Origin of the sequence: Caballeronia sordidicola (assembly GCF_002220365.1) — a bacterium.
Taxonomy (GTDB): Bacteria; Pseudomonadota; Gammaproteobacteria; order Burkholderiales; family Burkholderiaceae; genus Caballeronia; species Caballeronia sordidicola_C.
In genome coordinates, this window is sequence record NZ_MTHB01000278.1 from 122,364 (window position 1) to 137,663 (window position 15,300).

Genomic DNA, 15,300 nt, shown 5'->3' on the forward strand with positions numbered 1-15,300 from the left:
GTCGCTTTCAGTTCGTTTTCAGAGGGTTATGTTCCCTACCGGAGAAATTGATCTCAGCCTGGCGGTTCAAGCGTCGTTATTGCGTTGTTCACGTTTTGGCGCAAGAGCCGTGCGTTTCACACCTTCTATGCTCGGCTGAACTCGCGCTCTCACCGCGCTCGTTCCAAGTAAATAGCCCGCGTAAATGTGACATGGACAGCGCGTTCCTACCCGCGCTTTTTCTTCGAAGGATCGCGTTGTGCGCGGCCAGAGAATCTCATCGCTTCACGATGTCGTGCCACGACTTCCCGGCGAAACCAACTGCTTCGCTCGACAACGCGAATTTCATCGTCACTCAGAACTCGAAGCGCATCTGCAATCCGGGCTGCGCGGACTTCGTTCGAACGTCGCTGTCATCAATCCCGCATCCGAAGAAGAAGAAGAAGGCAAAAAAATGGCCGGTTTCCTCGCGGAAACCGGCCATTTTTTTTCGACTACGGTTCGCCTCTACTCCTGCGCTGCCATAGTCCTTCGATGCTGTTCCGTCAGCTTACGCTGCGGCGTCCTTCAACTTCTTCAACGCACGTGCCTTGATGCGCACGCTCGCCGGCTTCGCGTCGAACCAACGGTCTTCACCCGAGAACGGGTCCTTGCCAAAGCGCCTCTTCTTCGCCGGCACGACTTGCGCCGTAATCTTCAAGAGCCCGGACAGCGTGAACTCGCCCGCGCCCTTCTTGTGAACCGCGCCGAGGATGGTGTCCTCAAGTGCCGACAGGACGGCCTTCACGGCTTTCAGGTCGACAGTCGCACGGTCCGACAGATGAGCGGCGAGCGATGCCTTCGTGAACGTGTCCTTGATCGGCGACAGCGTTGCCGTCGTCTTCACGGCCGCTTTCTTCGCCACAGTAGCCGGCGTCGATGCAGCCTTCTTGGCAGCTACCTTCTTGACGGGCGCTGCTGCAGTCTTCGTTGCAGCTTTGGTCGCAGCTTTCTTGGCGGCGGTTTTTGCGGAAGTCGGCATGTTTCTCCTACCTGTTGAGGTCAGTGTTTTTAGAATACGGTCGCGCGGATGCGTCCGTATCAAGGCCGGATTCTACAAGCGCCATTGAACTTCGTGCGAGTCTTTTTGTGTTTATAAGCCTTTTTTTAAGGGGTTTTCGTTACCAGCGTCTGTTTTACGGCAACAGGGATAGCTGTGCGATCAACGGATAGTGATCCCATGTCAGCCTCGCCAAGCGAACCTCGATGCACGTTGACCCGTACGAGACGCTCACCGGATGCACCCGGATGCGGTCCAAGGCGAACAACGGGTAGCGTGTTGGAAAGGTCCTTGGCGAGCGAGCACGATAGAAATGCGAGACCGGTCGGCGCAGCGTCCGGCCGTAGATAAACCACTCGTTGAGGTCGCCAGGCAGGGTCCCCGATAGGGTCGAGGTATCAAAACTTTGCAACATTTGCTCGACCTGTACCCGTCTTTCTCGCGACGCCAACCCCCAATGCGTTGCGACAACACGCCACGTCTTAGCGCCGGAATCGATGTCTGCGTCCCGCGCGCTGTTCGGCTCGCGACTGCTGAACGACAGGTCGAGCTTACAGACCGTGCGCACCGGAAAACGCATTCAGCGTCGAGCATCATCGAACGATTGTTGAGATTCGCCGATCCGACCAGCAACAGGTCGTCGTCGGCCACCATCAGTTTGTTATGCACGTTCGCTCAATCCGTTTCGATCTCCTGCACGCTCGGCGACATCAGGCGATACCGGTCGCGCACATCCGCTTGCGTGAGCAATCGGCGCAGCCGAGTGCGCAGCACGCCCATTGTCATTTCATCGCGAAAATGATCGGAGCCGTCGATCAGCAAACTCAAACGATCAGCATGCCGAACGCTGTCGCCTCTGCGGCCCGGTTTAAAAAACGCTTCGGTGCTCATACGGTCAGCGGGTCCAGACGAAATCTTTAACACGTTCGCCGCGCGCAAAAATAGCGGATCGCAGGACGGATCGTGTCGATGAGTCGTGCGATGAGTCGTATCGATGAAGCAAGGGTTCATATGATGATATTTGCGAGCGCCGTGCGCGATTGCACGCTGCGCAAAACCTTCGCATTACCGTACAGGAAATGATCCGACCATCTGTACCGGTACTGTACAGATCACATCTCATACACTGAAGCCAGCGGACTATCGACCCAATTCAGTTCTTGCCTCAGGCAAACGCCAGGAAAAACCATGCACCTCGACACTGCCGCGTTAATGACTGCTCTCCCGGCCGCGGTGCTATTTGCGCTCGTCACTACTATCACGCCCGGTCCGAACAACACCATGCTGCTCGCGTCGGGGGTGAACTTCGGGTTGCGCCGCACCGTACCGCACGTGCTCGGCATCAGCGTGGGGGTGGCCATCCTCATGGTGCTGGTCGGTCTTGGCGTGGGGCAGGCATTTGCGCGTTTCGCATGGGCTTATACGGTGCTGGAAACGGTGAGCGTTGCTTACTTGCTATACCTCGCATGGAAGATCGCCAATTCGTCGACCATGCAGGTTCGCGACGGCGAACGCCGGCCCATGCGGTTTATCGAAGCGGCCGCGTTCCAGTGGATCAACCCGAAGGCATGGATGATGGTGCTGACAGCCGCGACCACTATCCATTTGCATTCGAGCTTTTCGCTCAACGCCGTCTTGATGGCGGTGGTGTTTATCGTCGTTGGATTGCCATGCATCACCATGTGGGCTGCGTTCGGCACGTCCATGCGGCGGCTGCTCACGCAACCGCGCTGGTTGCGTGCTTTCAACTGGACAATGGCCGCGCTGCTTGTGTTGTCTTTGTATCCGATTGTCGAGCGGGCGTTGGCATCATGACGGAGATTGGCGCGGCTTGCCAGTGTAATCAGTGTTGCCGTCGTTACATTCGCGATGGTCTGATTTGAAGGCAGGGCATCAGATCCGGCCTATTTTTTCCCAAGGCGGCGCATACTGGCTGGTGCCTGCCGTCGCGCAAAATATGCAGCCTGGTTGCAACTTTAGCCATATAGATTCGGCAAGAAATGCGCACGCTCCGTTATGCGGGGATCGACAGGCATGTACGAAGCTTGCTGCCCGATCAACTCGCGCCCTTGTTGGCGCGTCTTTGAAATCTCCCAAGGAGTACGCCATGTCTGGAGCAAACCGCCCGTCCGGTCCCGCAACACGCAAGTCCCTCGATCTCGCCGACCAGATTGAACGCGATGAACTCGAGAACCAACTACCGGATGCGCTAAACCACGCCGACGATGACGACCTCGACGACGAACCCGACACCGGCAAGCCCCGCCGATAACATTTCTCCTCCATTGCCGCGCCTGTTGGCGCGTCCTCCAAGGCCGCACGTGCGCAACGCAGTGCGGCTTTTTTGTGCGTGGATCTTTTTGCGCCCTGTTTTCCGGAGTGGAGGATCTTGGGCACGGCGGTTGCTCTGAGTTCGAGCGCTGCGGGACACAGCGGCAGAATTAAGGCAGTCAAGGCGGCGAAGGCGTCAAGCCAGCACGCAAACCAATCCGATAATCGACCCTTTGGAGGGCTTCATGCTTCGATACGCTGTCATCTTTTTCATCATCGCGATCATCGCGGCATTCTTTGGCTTTGGCGGTATTGCGAGTGGTGCAACCGAAATTGCGAAGATCCTGTTCTTCATCTTTATCGTGATCTTCCTGGCAACGTTGTTGCTCGGCGTGTTCCGGCGATGAAGCAGCAGGCCAGCGGTCGATCGCTTTGATTCAAGGCACGAACGCTGGTTGCACAGGACGAAAAAGCCTCGCTTGAGCCTCGCTTCCCGCGAGGCTTTTTCATTGGGAGAAATGATGCGATCAGGCTCTAGCGTTCGATCCACTTCTCGATAAACCCCCACAACGCATCATCAGTGGAATACGGCACGTTGAAGCGAAACCAATTGCTTGCGGCATCGCCCGGACGGAAGTACGAACCGGGCGCCAGCCAGATGCCGTCTTCAAGCGCCTGCGTCGCCAGTTCGCTCGCTTGTTCGGGTTCAACCGGTAAGCGCGCCCATACGAACAAGCCGGCACGCGGCCGATGAAACAGTTCAAGCCCGAGCGCGTCCATCCGGTCCTCGACCTGCACGTGCGCGTCCTTGAGTTTTTCGGTGACCGATTCCACGTGACGCGCATAGCGGCCCTCAGTCAGCACTTTCTCGACAATGCGTTCCGTCGCCGCCGATGAAGTCAGCCCCACCGCCATCTTCGTACGCGCCAGTTCACGCAGCACGTCACGCTCGGCGACCACATACCCGCAGCGCAATCCTGGTGTGATCGTCTTCGAAAACCCGCCGACATACAGCACACGGTTCAAGCCTTCCATGGCGGCCAGAAGCGGTGCACCGGACGGCGCGAGCTCGCGGTTCACATCGTCTTCCACAACCCACAAGCCGTAGCGTTCCGCGATCTGCAACAGGCGAAACGCCGCCGCCATGCCGAAGGTCGCACCGGTCGGATTTTGTAGCGTCGTGTTGAGAAAGATGGCCTTGGGACTATGCTCGATTACCAGCTGCTCGAGCACGTCGTTATCGATACCCGCCGGCGTGCGCGGTACGCCTCGCACGACCAGGCCACCCAGTTGCAGGATCTGCAGCAGATTGCAGTAGCCGGGATCTTCCACAATGACTGTATCGCCGGGGCGCAATAGCGTGCGCACGATCAGGTCGAGCGCCTGGGTAGCCCCGGCGGTCAGCAACACGTTCGTGGCCGGGTCCGCTGGCAAACCATAGCGGTCCAGTTGCTCGGCAATCCGCTCGCGCAACGGCGCAAAACCGTACGGATGCCCGTAGTCAGCCATGCGCGCCGCCGGCACCCGGCTGATCGAGCGCAACGCGTGATGCAGGCCGCTTTCATTGACCCATTCGTTGGGCAACCAGCCGCAGCCGGCTTTGATCGGCACGGAGTGGTCGGCGAATACATCGGAGAGGAGCCAGGTCGCGGTAAGGCTCGGCGGCTGCCACGCCACGGCGCGCTTGTGGGCGGCCGGGGCTCGCGCCGCCACCCGATAACCCGAACCGCGCCGCGCGATTACGAGGCCCATCGACACAAGGCGTCCATACGCTTCCGTTACCGTGAAGGTACTCAGCCGCTCCGCCTGCGCGAGCTGGCGCACCGAAGGCAGCAACGCGCCGGCACGCAGCGCCTGCTGCTCGATAGCGCCGGAAAACGCCCGCACCAGTTGTTCGACGAGCGTCGCTTGCGCGCGCTCACGGTCCAGTTGGAGTTCGATCATGAGTCGGCAGGAAGAGGATGATCAAGGTTGATCGCCCAAAGTGAATAACCAATACAGTTTGCACCATTTTGCCAGCACAGTTCTCCCCGCGACAGGACAACTGTCTATGCCGCGGGTTTTTATCGAGGACTACATTGCGTGTTCTAACAGGAGATTTCCCATGACTTCGCGCCCCGTCATCGACGACCTCTCGTCGTTCTGGATGCCCTTCACCGCCAACCGGCAGTTCAAAGCTGCGCCGCGCCTGATCGAGGGCGCCAAGGGCATGTATTACCGCGCGACCGATGGCCGAGAGATTCTCGACGGCTGTGCCGGCCTGTGGTGCGTGAATGCCGGCCATTGCCGCGATGAAATTGTTACCGCGATCCAGCAGCAAGCCGCCACGCTCGACTTTGCGCCGACCTTCCAGATGGGTCACCCGCTCGCGTTCGAAGCGGCCACGAAGGTTGCGGCGATCATGCCGGAAGGCCTCGACCGCATCTTCTTCACGAATTCCGGCTCCGAATCCGTCGATACCGCGCTGAAAATCGCCCTTGCTTATCACCGCGCACGCGGCGAAGGCCAGCGCACGAAGCTGATCGGCCGGGAGCGCGGGTATCACGGCGTGGGTTTCGGCGGCATCTCGGTCGGCGGCATCGGGCCGAACCGCAAGACGTTTTCAGGCGCGTTGCTGCCTGGCATCGACCATCTGCCACATACGCACGCCCCTGAGCACAACGCATTTTCGAAGGGCCAGCCCGCGTGGGGCGCGCATCTCGCTGATGAACTCGAACGCCTCGTCGCGCTGCACGATGCGTCGACGATCGCTGCCGTGATCGTGGAACCGCTCGCAGGTTCGACAGGTGTACTCGTGCCGCCGCAGGGTTATCTGCAAAAGCTGCGCGAGATCTGCACGAAGCACGGCATCCTGCTGATCTTCGATGAAGTCATCACGGGATTCGGCCGGCTCGGCAAAGCGACGGCAGCGGAATATTTCGGCGTGACGCCGGACCTCATGACGCTGGCCAAGGCAATCAACAATGCCGCGATTCCAATGGGCGCCGTGGCCGCGCATCGCAACGTGCATGACACGATCGTCAACGCGGGTGCGGTGAACGGTATCGAGTTGTTCCACGGCTACACGTATTCGGCGCATCCCATGGCCGCCGCCGCCGCGATCGCCACGCTCGACCTGTATGCACGCGAGCAATTGTTTGAGCGGGCGGCGTCGAAGGCACCGAAGTTCGAAGCCGCTGCTCATGCGTTGCGCGATGCGCCTCACGTGAAGGACGTGCGCAATCTCGGCATGGTCGCGGGTATCGAATTGAACTCGCGCGATGGCGCGCCGGGCGCGCGGGCCTATGAAGCCTTCGTAAAATGCTTCGAGGCGGGCGTCCTGGTGCGCTACACAAGCGATATTCTTGCGTTCTCACCGCCGCTGATCATTGAAGACGACCAGATCGAGCAGATTTTCAGCACGGTTCGCAAGGTCCTCGAAACGGTGAAATAACGTGAGATCGACGGCTGCTTAAAGCCAATGATGCAGGCGGGACACGAGCCGTACTTGCAAGCGCGAAGGCCGTTCTGGTTGATCCGGAACGGCCTTTCTTCGTGGAAGCGCTGCGAATGAGCGAATCGCGCTCTAGCGCGCGTGCCGTGCCGCGCCCGCCTTCGAAGCTGCCTTGCGGCGCGTCTGCCAGCCTTTCTTGGCCGAAGCCGAACGGTCAGCCGCAGAACGCCGGGTTGCGCTCGCATGCGCCTGCTTCGACAGTGACTTGGGCGAGGCGGCCCTGGTGGTCTCGCGTTTGAGGACTCGCGTAGACGTAGCGGAGCGTTTCGACTTCGATTCCGTGCTCGCGCTGCGTTGGGTCGTGTGCTGACCGGCCTGGGTGTCCTTCGCCACTTTCTTGCGGGTAGCGGCGCAGGCCGCGCCCTTCTTCGGCGCCTTCAGGCCCACATCGGATCTGCGTGCCTCCAACAACCCGATCGCGATCACCTGTTTCGCGGACTTCGCACCGTGCTTGCCTTCGCGCACGTGATCGATCTGCTCCTTCACGAACGCGCCGGCCTGCGTGCTGGGCGACTTTCCCGCACGTTTGGCGGCATGCGCGCGTTCGATGGTTTTCTTCGCCGGCATGATGACACTCCTTTGAAAAAACGTGGCCTGGTCTGGCTGAGGCAGTGCGGCAACAGCCGTGCCAACGCCTCTGCAGGCACCGCTGTGTGAATCCATCGCAGATCAGCATGTAAGCTCATGTTAGTATAACTACTGATCAACCTGGACGTTGCACGATCCCATCCGATTCGTTAAGGATACCCAATGTTGAAGAAGACATACATCGCAGCAGGAGCCATCCTCGCACTCGCAGCAAGCAACGCGGCATTCGCGCATGACCAGCCGGGCGCGGGCTGGATATCGAAGGACGCGGCAATCGCGAAGGTAAAGGCGCAGGGTTATGACGCGGTACGCCTCGAAGCGGACGACGGACGCTGGGAGGGCGAAGCCACCAAACAGGGCTTGTTCTACGACATCCACGTCGACCCGTTCTCCGGCGCGCTGACGAGGAACGAATTAAAGAAGTAAGCCTGTTCTACCCGTTGTAACCAGCTATAGAACCCCGGCCGGTTCGCGCCGGTGCAGTACACGCCGGTTCAGTTCACATTACACACTCGCCTGCACCTCTCTCTCGTCCACACCGAGTTGCTCTTTCAACCCGGCCCATCCCTTCGGCGTCACCTGCACGGCCCGGGAGTTTTTCAAGCGGCGCACCCACCCCTTCGCGCAAAGCTGCGTCATGAACGCGACGCCCAGCGGACCGGCCAGATGATGCCGCCGCTCGGTCCAGTCGAGACACTGCCGGGCGAGACCGCGCCGGGTCGGCTTCAGCCCGGCCATGTCCAGACCCATGCTGTTAAACCATTCGACGCCGGCCGGCGTTACATCGAATTGCTTGTCATCGGTTGCGACAACCAGCGCGCGATCCTGCAACGCCTGCGTAATAGCCACGCCCAGGCCACCGGCCAGATGGTCATAACAGCATCGTGCGAACTGCAGGTCACGCGCTTCCCGGCTGCGCGGCATGCGGCGCACCATGCCACCCGCTGGAACCGGTGCAATCGATGCAAGATTTTCAAGCGCCAGCGCAACGTGGGAACCGGCCAGCCGGTAATACCGATGCCGCCCCTGCGTTTGCACCAGCAACAACCCGCCCGCCAGCAGCTTGGAGAGATGCGAGCTTGCTGTCTGGGCGGTCACGCCGGCTGCATAGGCGAGCTCGCCTGCAGGGCGTGCGTGTCCGTCGGCGAGCGCCATGAGCATGGTGGCGCGCGTGGGATCGGCGATCAGGAAAGCGGCCGAAGAGACCGCGGGTTGAGGGCACATTGGAGGATCTCCGCTTTGACCTCGCCATGATAGTCCGGCCGCCTGTCCGCATGCTTCGATACGCGCCGAAGCTTCTGGCATGACAACGTCCCTACACTGGATTTCCCGTCTCGTTCTCGAAAACTCCCGTGCCCAACATCCGTACGCTTGAGCGCCGCGTCCTCGCTGCGACCAGCATCAGCTATATCGTCGTTATCCTCGATACTTCCATCGTCAACGTTGCACTGGGCAGCATCGCTGATGCCTTCGCGACCAACATTGCGGGCCTGCAATGGGTCGTCAACGCGTACACGCTGGCGTTCGCGAGCCTGCTGTTGACCGGCGGTGCACTGGGCGACCGGTTGGGCGCGAAAAATGTATATTTCGCCGGTCTGGCTGTGTTCACGGGGGCGTCCGCGCTCTGCGGCCTCGCGCCCAACTTGGAGACGCTGACAGGCGCGCGCGTGTTGCAAGGGATCGGTGCGTCGATGCTTGTGCCCTGTTCGCTGATGCTCATCAACCGCGCCTACGCCGACCCGGGCGAGCGCGGCCACGCGATCGGCCTTTGGGCCGCGTGCGGCGGCGCGGCGATGGCCGGTGGTCCATTGATTGGCGGCATCCTCATCCACGCATTCGGCTGGCGCAGCATCTTTCTCGCGAACCTGCCGATCGGATTGATCGGCTTATGGCTGACATCGCGGGTCGCAAACAATGAACGCGCTGAACGAGTTGATCGTGCACCGGCGACGCGCCATCTCGATCTCGCCGGTCAGGCGACCGCCATCCTGGCCTTGAGCATGTTGATCGCCGTGCTGATCGAAGGCCACTCATTCGGCTGGGGCTCGCCGTGGATCTTGAGCGGGATTGCGCTGAACGTGCTTGCCGCGGCAAGCTTCTTCGCGATCGAATCAAAGCGGTCGCAGCCAATGTTGCCATTGTCCTTGTTCAGCAACCGGATTTTTTCCGGTGCCGCGTTTGTCTCGATGGTCTCGGCAATGACCTTTTATGGCTTGATCTTCACGCTCAGTCTTTATTTCCAGCAAGTGCGGGCTTATTCGCCGTTGCTGACCGGCCTCGCGTTCTTGCCGCTGACTGCGCTTGTGACGGCGGGCAGCATGTCGGCGGCGCGTTTTGTCAGGATGTTTGGACCGCGCCGGCCGATCTGCGTCGCACTGGGGATCTATACAATCGGCTTTCTTGGAATGCTGATATCGACGGACACGTCACCGTACTGGCTGATCGCGCTCCCCATGCCGGCGATCGGTTTTTTCGCCGGGCTCATCACGCCGATGGCCACCCGTTCGCTCATGGATACCGTCGATAAAAACCGCGCCGGGATTGCGGCCGGCGTGCTGAACTCGGCGCGGCAAACAGGCGCGGCGCTGGGTGTTGCGGTTTTTGGCGCGCTGCTCACAACGCCGGGGCAGTTTGAGCGGGGCATGCATACCGCGATGACGATGGCTGCGGCGGTTTCGCTGACAGCGGCGCTGGTTTGGTGGTTTGCATCGAAAGCGATGGCGCGCCAGCGAATTGGCCAAGTGGTTTAGCCGTCTGAATGAGCCCGGTTTTGTTGGCGCTTGACAGATTCGGCCAACGGCTGGGGCGATTGCCGGGTGGACTCAAACGCGCCGGTGGACGGAGAATGCTGCCCGCGGCAAAATCGAGGCGCCGGCCCCCCGTTGCAAACGAGAAATCCCGCCCGCTGTGGCGGAATCCGCACAGCAATCCGCCGGTGTGAACCCTTTCTCCAATCATGCTCAAATCATCCCGTCCTGCAAAACCCATCGACTTCAACGCCCCGTCCGAACAGGTCGCGCGCCGCCTGATCGGCGCGATCTTCACGGTCGATGGCGTCGGCGGCAGGATCGTCGAAACTGAAGCCTACGATCGCATAGACCCGGCCTCGCATACCTTCTCCGGGCCCACCCCGCGCAACGCCGTCATGTTCGGCCCAGCTGCCCACGTCTATGTGTATCGCTCGTATGGAATTCACTGGTGCCTGAACTTCGTTTGCCGCGAAGAAGGCCACGGTGCAGGGGTGTTGATCCGTGCAATCGAACCGCTCACCGGTCTCGATGCGATGCGTCAACGGCGCGGCCTCGAACCGTCAAGGCTCTTGTGCTCCGGACCGGGACGCGTCGCGCAGGCGTTGGGTATCACGCACGGCAACAACGGCATGTCGCTGCTCGAAGCGCCCTTTCATATCGAAGCGCCGGACGAGGACTATCCGCTCGCGACCGGACCGCGCATCGGCATCACCAAGGCAGTGGACGTACCCTGGCGCTTCGGGCTCGCCGGATCGAAATTTCTCAGCAAGCCATTCCCCAAGGAGGCTTGACTGATCACTGACTTACGCATCGACGACGTCCTTGATTGGGTTCATCGCCGATGGTTCGCTAAGGTCTGCGTAGTGCTTTCAGCCCTGCATTAATTGCGCGAGTGCCCCGAGTTGCACACCATCGGGATCGGCGAGGTCGTAGAGAATGGAAAAGTGGTCGGCTCCAGGCACCGGCACGTAGGTCACACGCTCGCCCGCCTCAGCGCATGCGTGCGCATAGTCATGCGAGTGGCGAACGAGTTCGGGCAGTTCCGCGTCGCCCACGGAGACGATCATCGGGGCACCGTGATCGACGTGGCGCATCGGGCTGAAGCGCGTGATTTCCTCCGCCGATAGCCCGAGCTTGTCGTTCAATCGGCCTGCGCTGATGGGTTCGAGATCGAAGAGGCCACTGACAGGCAGTGCGTATTTGACCGCCGGATGATGACGATGCATGGCCGTGAGATGACCGCCCGCGGAATGCCCGCCGAGTATGAGTGTCGTGTGGCCTTGCTCGACGAGGAAGTCGAGTAACCGGCCGATTTCGCCAACAATCTGCGTCATCGACGCGGTGGGCGCAAGCGTGTATTCCGCTACGACCACGTTCATGCCACGGGCGAGCGGTCCAAGCGCGACGAAGGCGCAGAGTTCCTTATCGCAGCTTTGCCAGTACCCCCCGTGGACAAAAACGAAAGTTGGCGCGGCGTATTGCTTCTCGCTCGACGCCGGGAAGAAGTCGAAGCGTTCGCGAGGGGCGGCTCCGTACTTGACGTCGATTTTCCCAGGATGCGATGCGTATAAGGCTGCGCTGCGGGTCTTAAAGTCGGCGGGGGGATCGCCATTGCTATAGGCCGCGTCGAGGGTTGCGCGGTCCATGGTGCGCCACGGGGATTGCATGCGGGTTGTCTCCTGGAAAAAATGCGGGGTTTGAACGGAGTTTACAGCTTACGAGGAGTTCTCAGCTTCTATCCTACGGCGCCACCCCTCCAAAAGCCTCGACCAGCTAATCGATCATCACCCTCACGCGTGAGCTCAAATGCCTCCGGCCAGGATACATCGCGAGCACATAGATATCCGCCATGTGAAACGCCGGAATCAGCGCGACCGCCCGGGACCGGTTGCCACGCCCATCTACGGCAAGCTCGGGATGGAGAAGGGACAACTCGACAGCGTCGCCGACGGCATTCGCAGCCAGATTCTGGTTAGCCGCTTCGGCGAGCCGGTGAAGATCGCGAAAGCCATCGTGTTCCTCCTCCGACGAATCGAGCTTCACCGTCGGCAGCGAACTGGTGATCGACGGCGGCATGAGCAATCTGTCATTGCGTTAGGTTGGCTGTCATGCCGGACCGGCCTGGCGGATCGCATTGCCGTAAGTCTCTTCGATGCGCCGATCCTGTTCCGCAGGGGAAAACTGCTCCCACTCGATCCCGTTGACGTCTCGCGTCTTCGCAAAACCAGCCGCCGTATCATCTTCAAAGCCTATATGCCGAAGCAACCCGGCTTGGGTTGGGTTTTCATTGATCGAGAAGTTCAGAAGATCCGTTCGCCACATGGCGTAGGCACCCGGAACGACTGCGGTGGGTTCCTGGCCGAGCCGCTTCGTATAGTCGGCAATCGATGCCTCAAGGCTGGCAACGGCAAGTGCAATGTGGAAACGTTTCATGGTCTGGACCCGATGGTTGAGTGTAGAGCCACTCTATATAAGCTGGCTCACGACAACCAGTTGAGCATTTATCCCGGTATGGCGGATACCCGTGCATCGGGCGGCCATGGCGGGTGGAACAGCTCTTGCGCCACTTTGCATGTCACTCACTCAAGGAGGGCGACATGACGGACAAGCCGACAGACACCAACTATGCAGGCCGTTCGCAAGAAGAACGCCGGGCGCAACGCAAGGGCGAAAAACAGCGCGCGCAGGAACAACCGGGCGGTCATCTGGCGCAGGAAGGCACCGAACCGGACAAGCATCACAGCTCGGGCGAACTATCTGAGGAAGGAAAAAAAGTATGGCGGACAGGCTCGGGAATCGATGGCGGCGGGAAAACTTGATTGCTCGCCTGCTCAACCCTGGACATACCTGACATTCCACCAGGGTCTTCCAACGGGTAAAACGTGGAACAATGGGAGCTTCATGACTTTGCACCATGCATCCGGAGCCCCCGATGAGCGCCACGCGCAACTCCCCTACCGCGTCTTCGGACATCCACGATCAAACTGATCACGCCGATCGTCCGAGCCGCGAAGAAGCTGAAGCCGCCGTTCGCGTTCTGATCCGCTGGGCCGGGGACGACCCCGCCCGCGAGGGACTTGTCGATACCCCGTCGCGCGTCATCCGGTCTTACGAAGAGTTCTTCGCAGGTTATTCCCAGAATCCTCGCGACATTCTGGCCCGCACCTTTTCCGAAGTGCAGGGTTACGACGAGATGATCGTGCTCAAGGACATCCGCTTCGAAAGTTATTGCGAACATCACATGGTGCCGATCATTGGCCGGGCGCACGTGGCGTATTTGCCGCGTGAGCGAGTGGTGGGCATATCGAAGCTGGCGCGTCTGGTAGATGCCTTCGCAAAGCGTCTGCAGATCCAGGAAAAGATGACGGCGCAGATTGCCGACACGCTGGAAGAAGTCCTGCAACCGCTAGGCGTTGGCGTAATCCTGGAAGCCACGCATCAATGCATGTCCACGCGTGGTGTGCATAAGGCGGGGGCGTCGATGGTGACATCGCGGATGCTGGGCACGTTCCGCGATGACCCTTCCACGCGCCGCGAATTCCTTTCCATCGTCGGACATTCGAGCGCGTTCAGCGTATCGAATAACTAGCAAGCCCGCTGAGGATCGCTTAAGTTCACGCGCCTCGGCTATCGTCCGGCGCGTCGCCTGCACCGCCTTCGCGAATCTTGCCTTGCGAGACGTTGCTACCCGGCGGCACGCTATGCGTGAGCCATACGTTGCCGCCGATCACGGAACCGCGCCCAATTGTCACGCGGCCGAGAATGGTCGCGCCGGCATAGATCACCACCTCGTCTTCCACTACTGGATGGCGCGCGTTGCCCTTGACCAGCACGCCGTCGTTGCCTGCCGGAAAACTCTTCGCGCCCAGTGTCACGGCCTGGTACACCCGCACGTGCTGGCCGATCACCGCGGTCTCGCCGATCACCACGCCCGTCCCGTGATCGATGAAAAAACTTGGCCCGATGGTCGCGCCCGGGTGAATGTCGATCCCTGTCGCCGAGTGCGCGATCTCGTTGATAAAACGCGCAAGCAAGGGCACGCCGAGTTTGTGCAAAGCATGCGCCAGACGATGATGCGTCATGGCCCAGATGCCGGGATAGCAAAGCAGGATTTCCGTGATGTGCTGCGCAGCGGGGTCGCCCGCGAAAGCAGCCTGGATGTCGCTTACCAGCAGCGCACGGATGGCCGGCAACTGCGCGCCGAATTCACGCGCGAGCGCGAACGCATGCATGCCGAGCTCGGCATCGCTCAGGTCGTGGTTCTCCGGCAAGAAACGCAACGCGCGGCGGATCTGTTCGGAGAGCAGGCGCAAGGTGCTCTCGAGCGTGTGGCCGACGTAATAATCCACGCTTTCGGCGGTCAGGTCGGCGGCGCCGTAGTGGGTGGGGAACAGCGCCGAGCGAAGCCCGTTCACAATCTTCACGATCGCTTCACGCGACGGCAATTCGCGGATTCCAAGCGGATGGCGCGTGCGATGCAGCTGTTCGCGCGATGCCCGCAAGTCAGCCACGATCTTGTCGAGGCCCCATTCGTGGGAGGGAAATTGATCTTCTAGGGAGACAGTCTTGGGCATGTCGGGAGCTTGGGCGGATGACGCCGCATTGGGCGGCACGATCTAAACGATGCCCCGAGATTAACCGTTTTTCTGCAAGATTGCCGCCCTGTGCGCGAAACCCGTTCAGGCGCGCGCTCAGGACTTGGGGTCGACCTTCACGTGGCTGGCATCGATCCAACGGACCGCCCAGTCCCGGGCATGCGCAATGGCTTCGTCGGCGTTGCCGAAGCGCAGGTCGGCGGGGAAAAAACGATTCGCGACCAGTTCCCCATCGCTCGATCGCGAGATGACCACGTAGGGTTGGAAACAACCGTCGCCCTGACGTGCCGGTGCGCAATTGAGTAAATAGCCGCGATGTGAAAATGCCGCGTCATATTGCATGAGTCACCCTGATTTTAAGTGCCCCGCTGGATTCGCGATGGTCGTCTCCTGTTCGCTTGAAACGCGCGAATCCGGCAAGCGGCACGAGGCCGTCCGGTGGCGCACGTAGGCCTGGCGAACAACAAATCATACTCTTGAGAAAACTCTCGTTGGGTTGAAAAAAATCAATTTGGCTTAGATCATTTACTGATGTTTTATCCCGTGGTTTATTCCAACGCCCGCGTAGCCCCAGCATTGACACGA

The 15,300-nt window shown here is 60.4% G+C and carries 21 protein-coding genes and 1 pseudogene; 9 read left to right on the forward strand and 13 right to left on the reverse strand.

What is annotated here, in order from left to right; translation table 11 throughout:
• Positions 1 to 334: 334 nt before the first annotated feature.
• The 5 genes and pseudogenes from BSU04_RS48335 to BSU04_RS49065 all read right to left on the reverse strand — a co-directional run bounded on the left by BSU04_RS48335 (position 335) and on the right by BSU04_RS49065 (position 1,909).
• On the reverse strand, positions 335 to 463 hold the full coding sequence (locus tag BSU04_RS48335) for a hypothetical protein (RefSeq protein ID WP_256983846.1): 129 nt from the start codon (positions 461 to 463) through the stop codon (positions 335 to 337).
• Positions 464 to 529: 66 nt separating this feature from the next.
• Positions 530 to 1,000, reverse strand: coding sequence for an HU family DNA-binding protein (locus tag BSU04_RS40630; protein ID WP_089165837.1), 471 nt, complete (start codon positions 998 to 1,000; stop codon positions 530 to 532).
• Between the two features lie 154 nt (positions 1,001 to 1,154).
• Positions 1,155 to 1,598, reverse strand: coding sequence for an endonuclease/exonuclease/phosphatase family protein (locus BSU04_RS48340; RefSeq protein ID WP_256983864.1), 444 nt, complete (start codon positions 1,596 to 1,598; stop codon positions 1,155 to 1,157).
• Positions 1,599 to 1,624: 26 nt separating this feature from the next.
• Positions 1,625 to 1,687 (reverse strand): annotated as a pseudogene (locus BSU04_RS49060) (hypothetical protein); the annotation flags it as partial.
• 6 nt (positions 1,688 to 1,693) lie between these two features.
• On the reverse strand, positions 1,694 to 1,909 hold the full coding sequence (locus tag BSU04_RS49065; RefSeq protein ID WP_144021505.1) for a hypothetical protein: 216 nt from the start codon (positions 1,907 to 1,909) through the stop codon (positions 1,694 to 1,696).
• Positions 1,910 to 2,206: 297 nt separating this feature from the next.
• Between BSU04_RS49065 and BSU04_RS40645 the strand changes: the two genes are divergently transcribed.
• The 3 genes from BSU04_RS40645 (at position 2,207) to BSU04_RS40650 (ending at position 3,696) form a co-directional block, all read left to right on the forward strand.
• A complete protein-coding gene (locus tag BSU04_RS40645; RefSeq protein WP_089165839.1) occupies positions 2,207 to 2,833 on the forward strand; it encodes a LysE family translocator in 627 nt (208 codons plus the stop codon).
• 292 nt (positions 2,834 to 3,125) lie between these two features.
• On the forward strand, positions 3,126 to 3,290 hold the full coding sequence (locus BSU04_RS46910; protein WP_158939511.1) for a hypothetical protein: 165 nt from the start codon (positions 3,126 to 3,128) through the stop codon (positions 3,288 to 3,290).
• A gap of 244 nt (positions 3,291 to 3,534) precedes the next feature.
• Positions 3,535 to 3,696 carry a DUF1328 family protein gene (locus BSU04_RS40650; RefSeq protein WP_031363615.1) on the forward strand — a complete coding sequence of 54 codons (162 nt, stop codon included), beginning with the start codon at positions 3,535 to 3,537 and terminating at the stop codon, positions 3,694 to 3,696.
• A gap of 127 nt (positions 3,697 to 3,823) precedes the next feature.
• Here the strand turns inward: BSU04_RS40650 and BSU04_RS40655 are convergent, their stop codons facing one another.
• Positions 3,824 to 5,233 carry an aminotransferase-like domain-containing protein gene (locus BSU04_RS40655; RefSeq protein WP_089165840.1) on the reverse strand — a complete coding sequence of 470 codons (1,410 nt, stop codon included), beginning with the start codon at positions 5,231 to 5,233 and terminating at the stop codon, positions 3,824 to 3,826.
• A gap of 160 nt (positions 5,234 to 5,393) precedes the next feature.
• Here BSU04_RS40655 and BSU04_RS40660 point away from each other — a divergent pair, with 160 nt between their 5' ends.
• Positions 5,394 to 6,722 carry an aspartate aminotransferase family protein gene (locus BSU04_RS40660; protein WP_089165841.1) on the forward strand — a complete coding sequence of 443 codons (1,329 nt, stop codon included), beginning with the start codon at positions 5,394 to 5,396 and terminating at the stop codon, positions 6,720 to 6,722.
• Positions 6,723 to 6,854: 132 nt separating this feature from the next.
• Here BSU04_RS40660 and BSU04_RS40665 read toward each other — a convergent pair whose 3' ends face one another.
• The gene (locus BSU04_RS40665) at positions 6,855 to 7,349 is read right to left on the reverse strand and encodes a DNA-binding protein (RefSeq protein ID WP_089165842.1); all 495 of its coding nucleotides are present in this window, start codon (positions 7,347 to 7,349) and stop codon (positions 6,855 to 6,857) included.
• Positions 7,350 to 7,532: 183 nt separating this feature from the next.
• Here BSU04_RS40665 and BSU04_RS40670 point away from each other — a divergent pair, with 183 nt between their 5' ends.
• Positions 7,533 to 7,796 (forward strand): PepSY domain-containing protein, encoded by a 264-nt coding sequence (locus BSU04_RS40670; protein WP_089165843.1) that lies wholly within the window; start codon positions 7,533 to 7,535, stop codon positions 7,794 to 7,796.
• 78 nt (positions 7,797 to 7,874) lie between these two features.
• Here BSU04_RS40670 and BSU04_RS40675 read toward each other — a convergent pair whose 3' ends face one another.
• Positions 7,875 to 8,594: an ArsR/SmtB family transcription factor gene (locus BSU04_RS40675; RefSeq protein ID WP_089165844.1), complete on the reverse strand. Its 720-nt coding sequence runs from the start codon at positions 8,592 to 8,594 to the stop codon at positions 7,875 to 7,877.
• A 128-nt stretch (positions 8,595 to 8,722) separates the two neighbouring features.
• Between BSU04_RS40675 and BSU04_RS40680 the strand changes: the two genes are divergently transcribed.
• Positions 8,723 to 10,120, forward strand: a complete 1,398-nt coding sequence (locus BSU04_RS40680) for an MFS transporter (protein ID WP_218827417.1) — start codon at positions 8,723 to 8,725, stop codon at positions 10,118 to 10,120.
• Positions 10,121 to 10,326: 206 nt separating this feature from the next.
• Positions 10,327 to 10,911 carry a DNA-3-methyladenine glycosylase gene (locus tag BSU04_RS40685; RefSeq protein WP_089165845.1) on the forward strand — a complete coding sequence of 195 codons (585 nt, stop codon included), beginning with the start codon at positions 10,327 to 10,329 and terminating at the stop codon, positions 10,909 to 10,911.
• A 78-nt stretch (positions 10,912 to 10,989) separates the two neighbouring features.
• Here BSU04_RS40685 and BSU04_RS40690 read toward each other — a convergent pair whose 3' ends face one another.
• From BSU04_RS40690 to BSU04_RS40700, 3 genes are all read right to left on the reverse strand, one after another.
• Positions 10,990 to 11,787 carry an alpha/beta hydrolase gene (locus tag BSU04_RS40690; RefSeq protein WP_089165846.1) on the reverse strand — a complete coding sequence of 266 codons (798 nt, stop codon included), beginning with the start codon at positions 11,785 to 11,787 and terminating at the stop codon, positions 10,990 to 10,992.
• 106 nt (positions 11,788 to 11,893) lie between these two features.
• Positions 11,894 to 12,196: a hypothetical protein gene (locus BSU04_RS40695; RefSeq protein ID WP_089165847.1), complete on the reverse strand. Its 303-nt coding sequence runs from the start codon at positions 12,194 to 12,196 to the stop codon at positions 11,894 to 11,896.
• A 30-nt stretch (positions 12,197 to 12,226) separates the two neighbouring features.
• Complete coding sequence (locus BSU04_RS40700; RefSeq protein ID WP_089165848.1) at positions 12,227 to 12,553, reverse strand: hypothetical protein; 327 nt, start codon at positions 12,551 to 12,553, stop codon at positions 12,227 to 12,229.
• 164 nt (positions 12,554 to 12,717) lie between these two features.
• Here BSU04_RS40700 and BSU04_RS40705 point away from each other — a divergent pair, with 164 nt between their 5' ends.
• Positions 12,718 to 12,939, forward strand: coding sequence for a hypothetical protein (locus BSU04_RS40705; RefSeq protein ID WP_089165849.1), 222 nt, complete (start codon positions 12,718 to 12,720; stop codon positions 12,937 to 12,939).
• 113 nt (positions 12,940 to 13,052) lie between these two features.
• Positions 13,053 to 13,709 (forward strand): GTP cyclohydrolase I FolE, encoded by a 657-nt coding sequence (gene folE, locus BSU04_RS40710; RefSeq protein WP_089165850.1) that lies wholly within the window; start codon positions 13,053 to 13,055, stop codon positions 13,707 to 13,709.
• Between the two features lie 25 nt (positions 13,710 to 13,734).
• Here the strand turns inward: folE and epsC are convergent, their stop codons facing one another.
• Both epsC and BSU04_RS40720 read right to left on the reverse strand, forming a co-directional pair.
• A complete protein-coding gene (epsC, locus tag BSU04_RS40715; RefSeq protein ID WP_089165851.1) occupies positions 13,735 to 14,694 on the reverse strand; it encodes a serine O-acetyltransferase EpsC in 960 nt (319 codons plus the stop codon).
• A 117-nt stretch (positions 14,695 to 14,811) separates the two neighbouring features.
• Positions 14,812 to 15,057, reverse strand: coding sequence for a hypothetical protein (locus BSU04_RS40720; RefSeq protein WP_089165852.1), 246 nt, complete (start codon positions 15,055 to 15,057; stop codon positions 14,812 to 14,814).
• Positions 15,058 to 15,300: the final 243 nt, after the last annotated feature.

Coding starts and splice junctions, on each gene's coding strand:
- BSU04_RS40685 (WP_089165845.1), top strand. CDS start 10,327: ATGCTCAAATCATCCCGTCCTGCAAAACCCATCGACTTCAACGCCCCG.
- BSU04_RS40700 (WP_089165848.1), bottom strand. CDS start 12,553: ATGAAACGTTTCCACATTGCACTTGCCGTTGCCAGCCTTGAGGCATCG.
- BSU04_RS40650 (WP_031363615.1), top strand. CDS start 3,535: ATGCTTCGATACGCTGTCATCTTTTTCATCATCGCGATCATCGCGGCA.
- epsC (WP_089165851.1), bottom strand. CDS start 14,694: ATGCCCAAGACTGTCTCCCTAGAAGATCAATTTCCCTCCCACGAATGG.
- BSU04_RS40705 (WP_089165849.1), top strand. CDS start 12,718: ATGACGGACAAGCCGACAGACACCAACTATGCAGGCCGTTCGCAAGAA.
- BSU04_RS40660 (WP_089165841.1), top strand. CDS start 5,394: ATGACTTCGCGCCCCGTCATCGACGACCTCTCGTCGTTCTGGATGCCC.
- BSU04_RS48340 (WP_256983864.1), bottom strand. CDS start 1,598: ATGCGTTTTCCGGTGCGCACGGTCTGTAAGCTCGACCTGTCGTTCAGC.
- BSU04_RS40665 (WP_089165842.1), bottom strand. CDS start 7,349: ATGCCGGCGAAGAAAACCATCGAACGCGCGCATGCCGCCAAACGTGCG.
- BSU04_RS40645 (WP_089165839.1), top strand. CDS start 2,207: ATGCACCTCGACACTGCCGCGTTAATGACTGCTCTCCCGGCCGCGGTG.
- folE (WP_089165850.1), top strand. CDS start 13,053: ATGAGCGCCACGCGCAACTCCCCTACCGCGTCTTCGGACATCCACGAT.
- BSU04_RS49065 (WP_144021505.1), bottom strand. CDS start 1,909: ATGAGCACCGAAGCGTTTTTTAAACCGGGCCGCAGAGGCGACAGCGTT.
- BSU04_RS46910 (WP_158939511.1), top strand. CDS start 3,126: ATGTCTGGAGCAAACCGCCCGTCCGGTCCCGCAACACGCAAGTCCCTC.
- BSU04_RS40720 (WP_089165852.1), bottom strand. CDS start 15,057: ATGCAATATGACGCGGCATTTTCACATCGCGGCTATTTACTCAATTGC.
- BSU04_RS40695 (WP_089165847.1), bottom strand. CDS start 12,196: ATGCCGCCGTCGATCACCAGTTCGCTGCCGACGGTGAAGCTCGATTCG.
- BSU04_RS40630 (WP_089165837.1), bottom strand. CDS start 1,000: ATGCCGACTTCCGCAAAAACCGCCGCCAAGAAAGCTGCGACCAAAGCT.
- BSU04_RS40675 (WP_089165844.1), bottom strand. CDS start 8,594: ATGTGCCCTCAACCCGCGGTCTCTTCGGCCGCTTTCCTGATCGCCGAT.
- BSU04_RS40670 (WP_089165843.1), top strand. CDS start 7,533: ATGTTGAAGAAGACATACATCGCAGCAGGAGCCATCCTCGCACTCGCA.
- BSU04_RS40655 (WP_089165840.1), bottom strand. CDS start 5,233: ATGATCGAACTCCAACTGGACCGTGAGCGCGCGCAAGCGACGCTCGTC.
- BSU04_RS40690 (WP_089165846.1), bottom strand. CDS start 11,787: ATGCAATCCCCGTGGCGCACCATGGACCGCGCAACCCTCGACGCGGCC.
- BSU04_RS48335 (WP_256983846.1), bottom strand. CDS start 463: ATGGCCGGTTTCCGCGAGGAAACCGGCCATTTTTTTGCCTTCTTCTTC.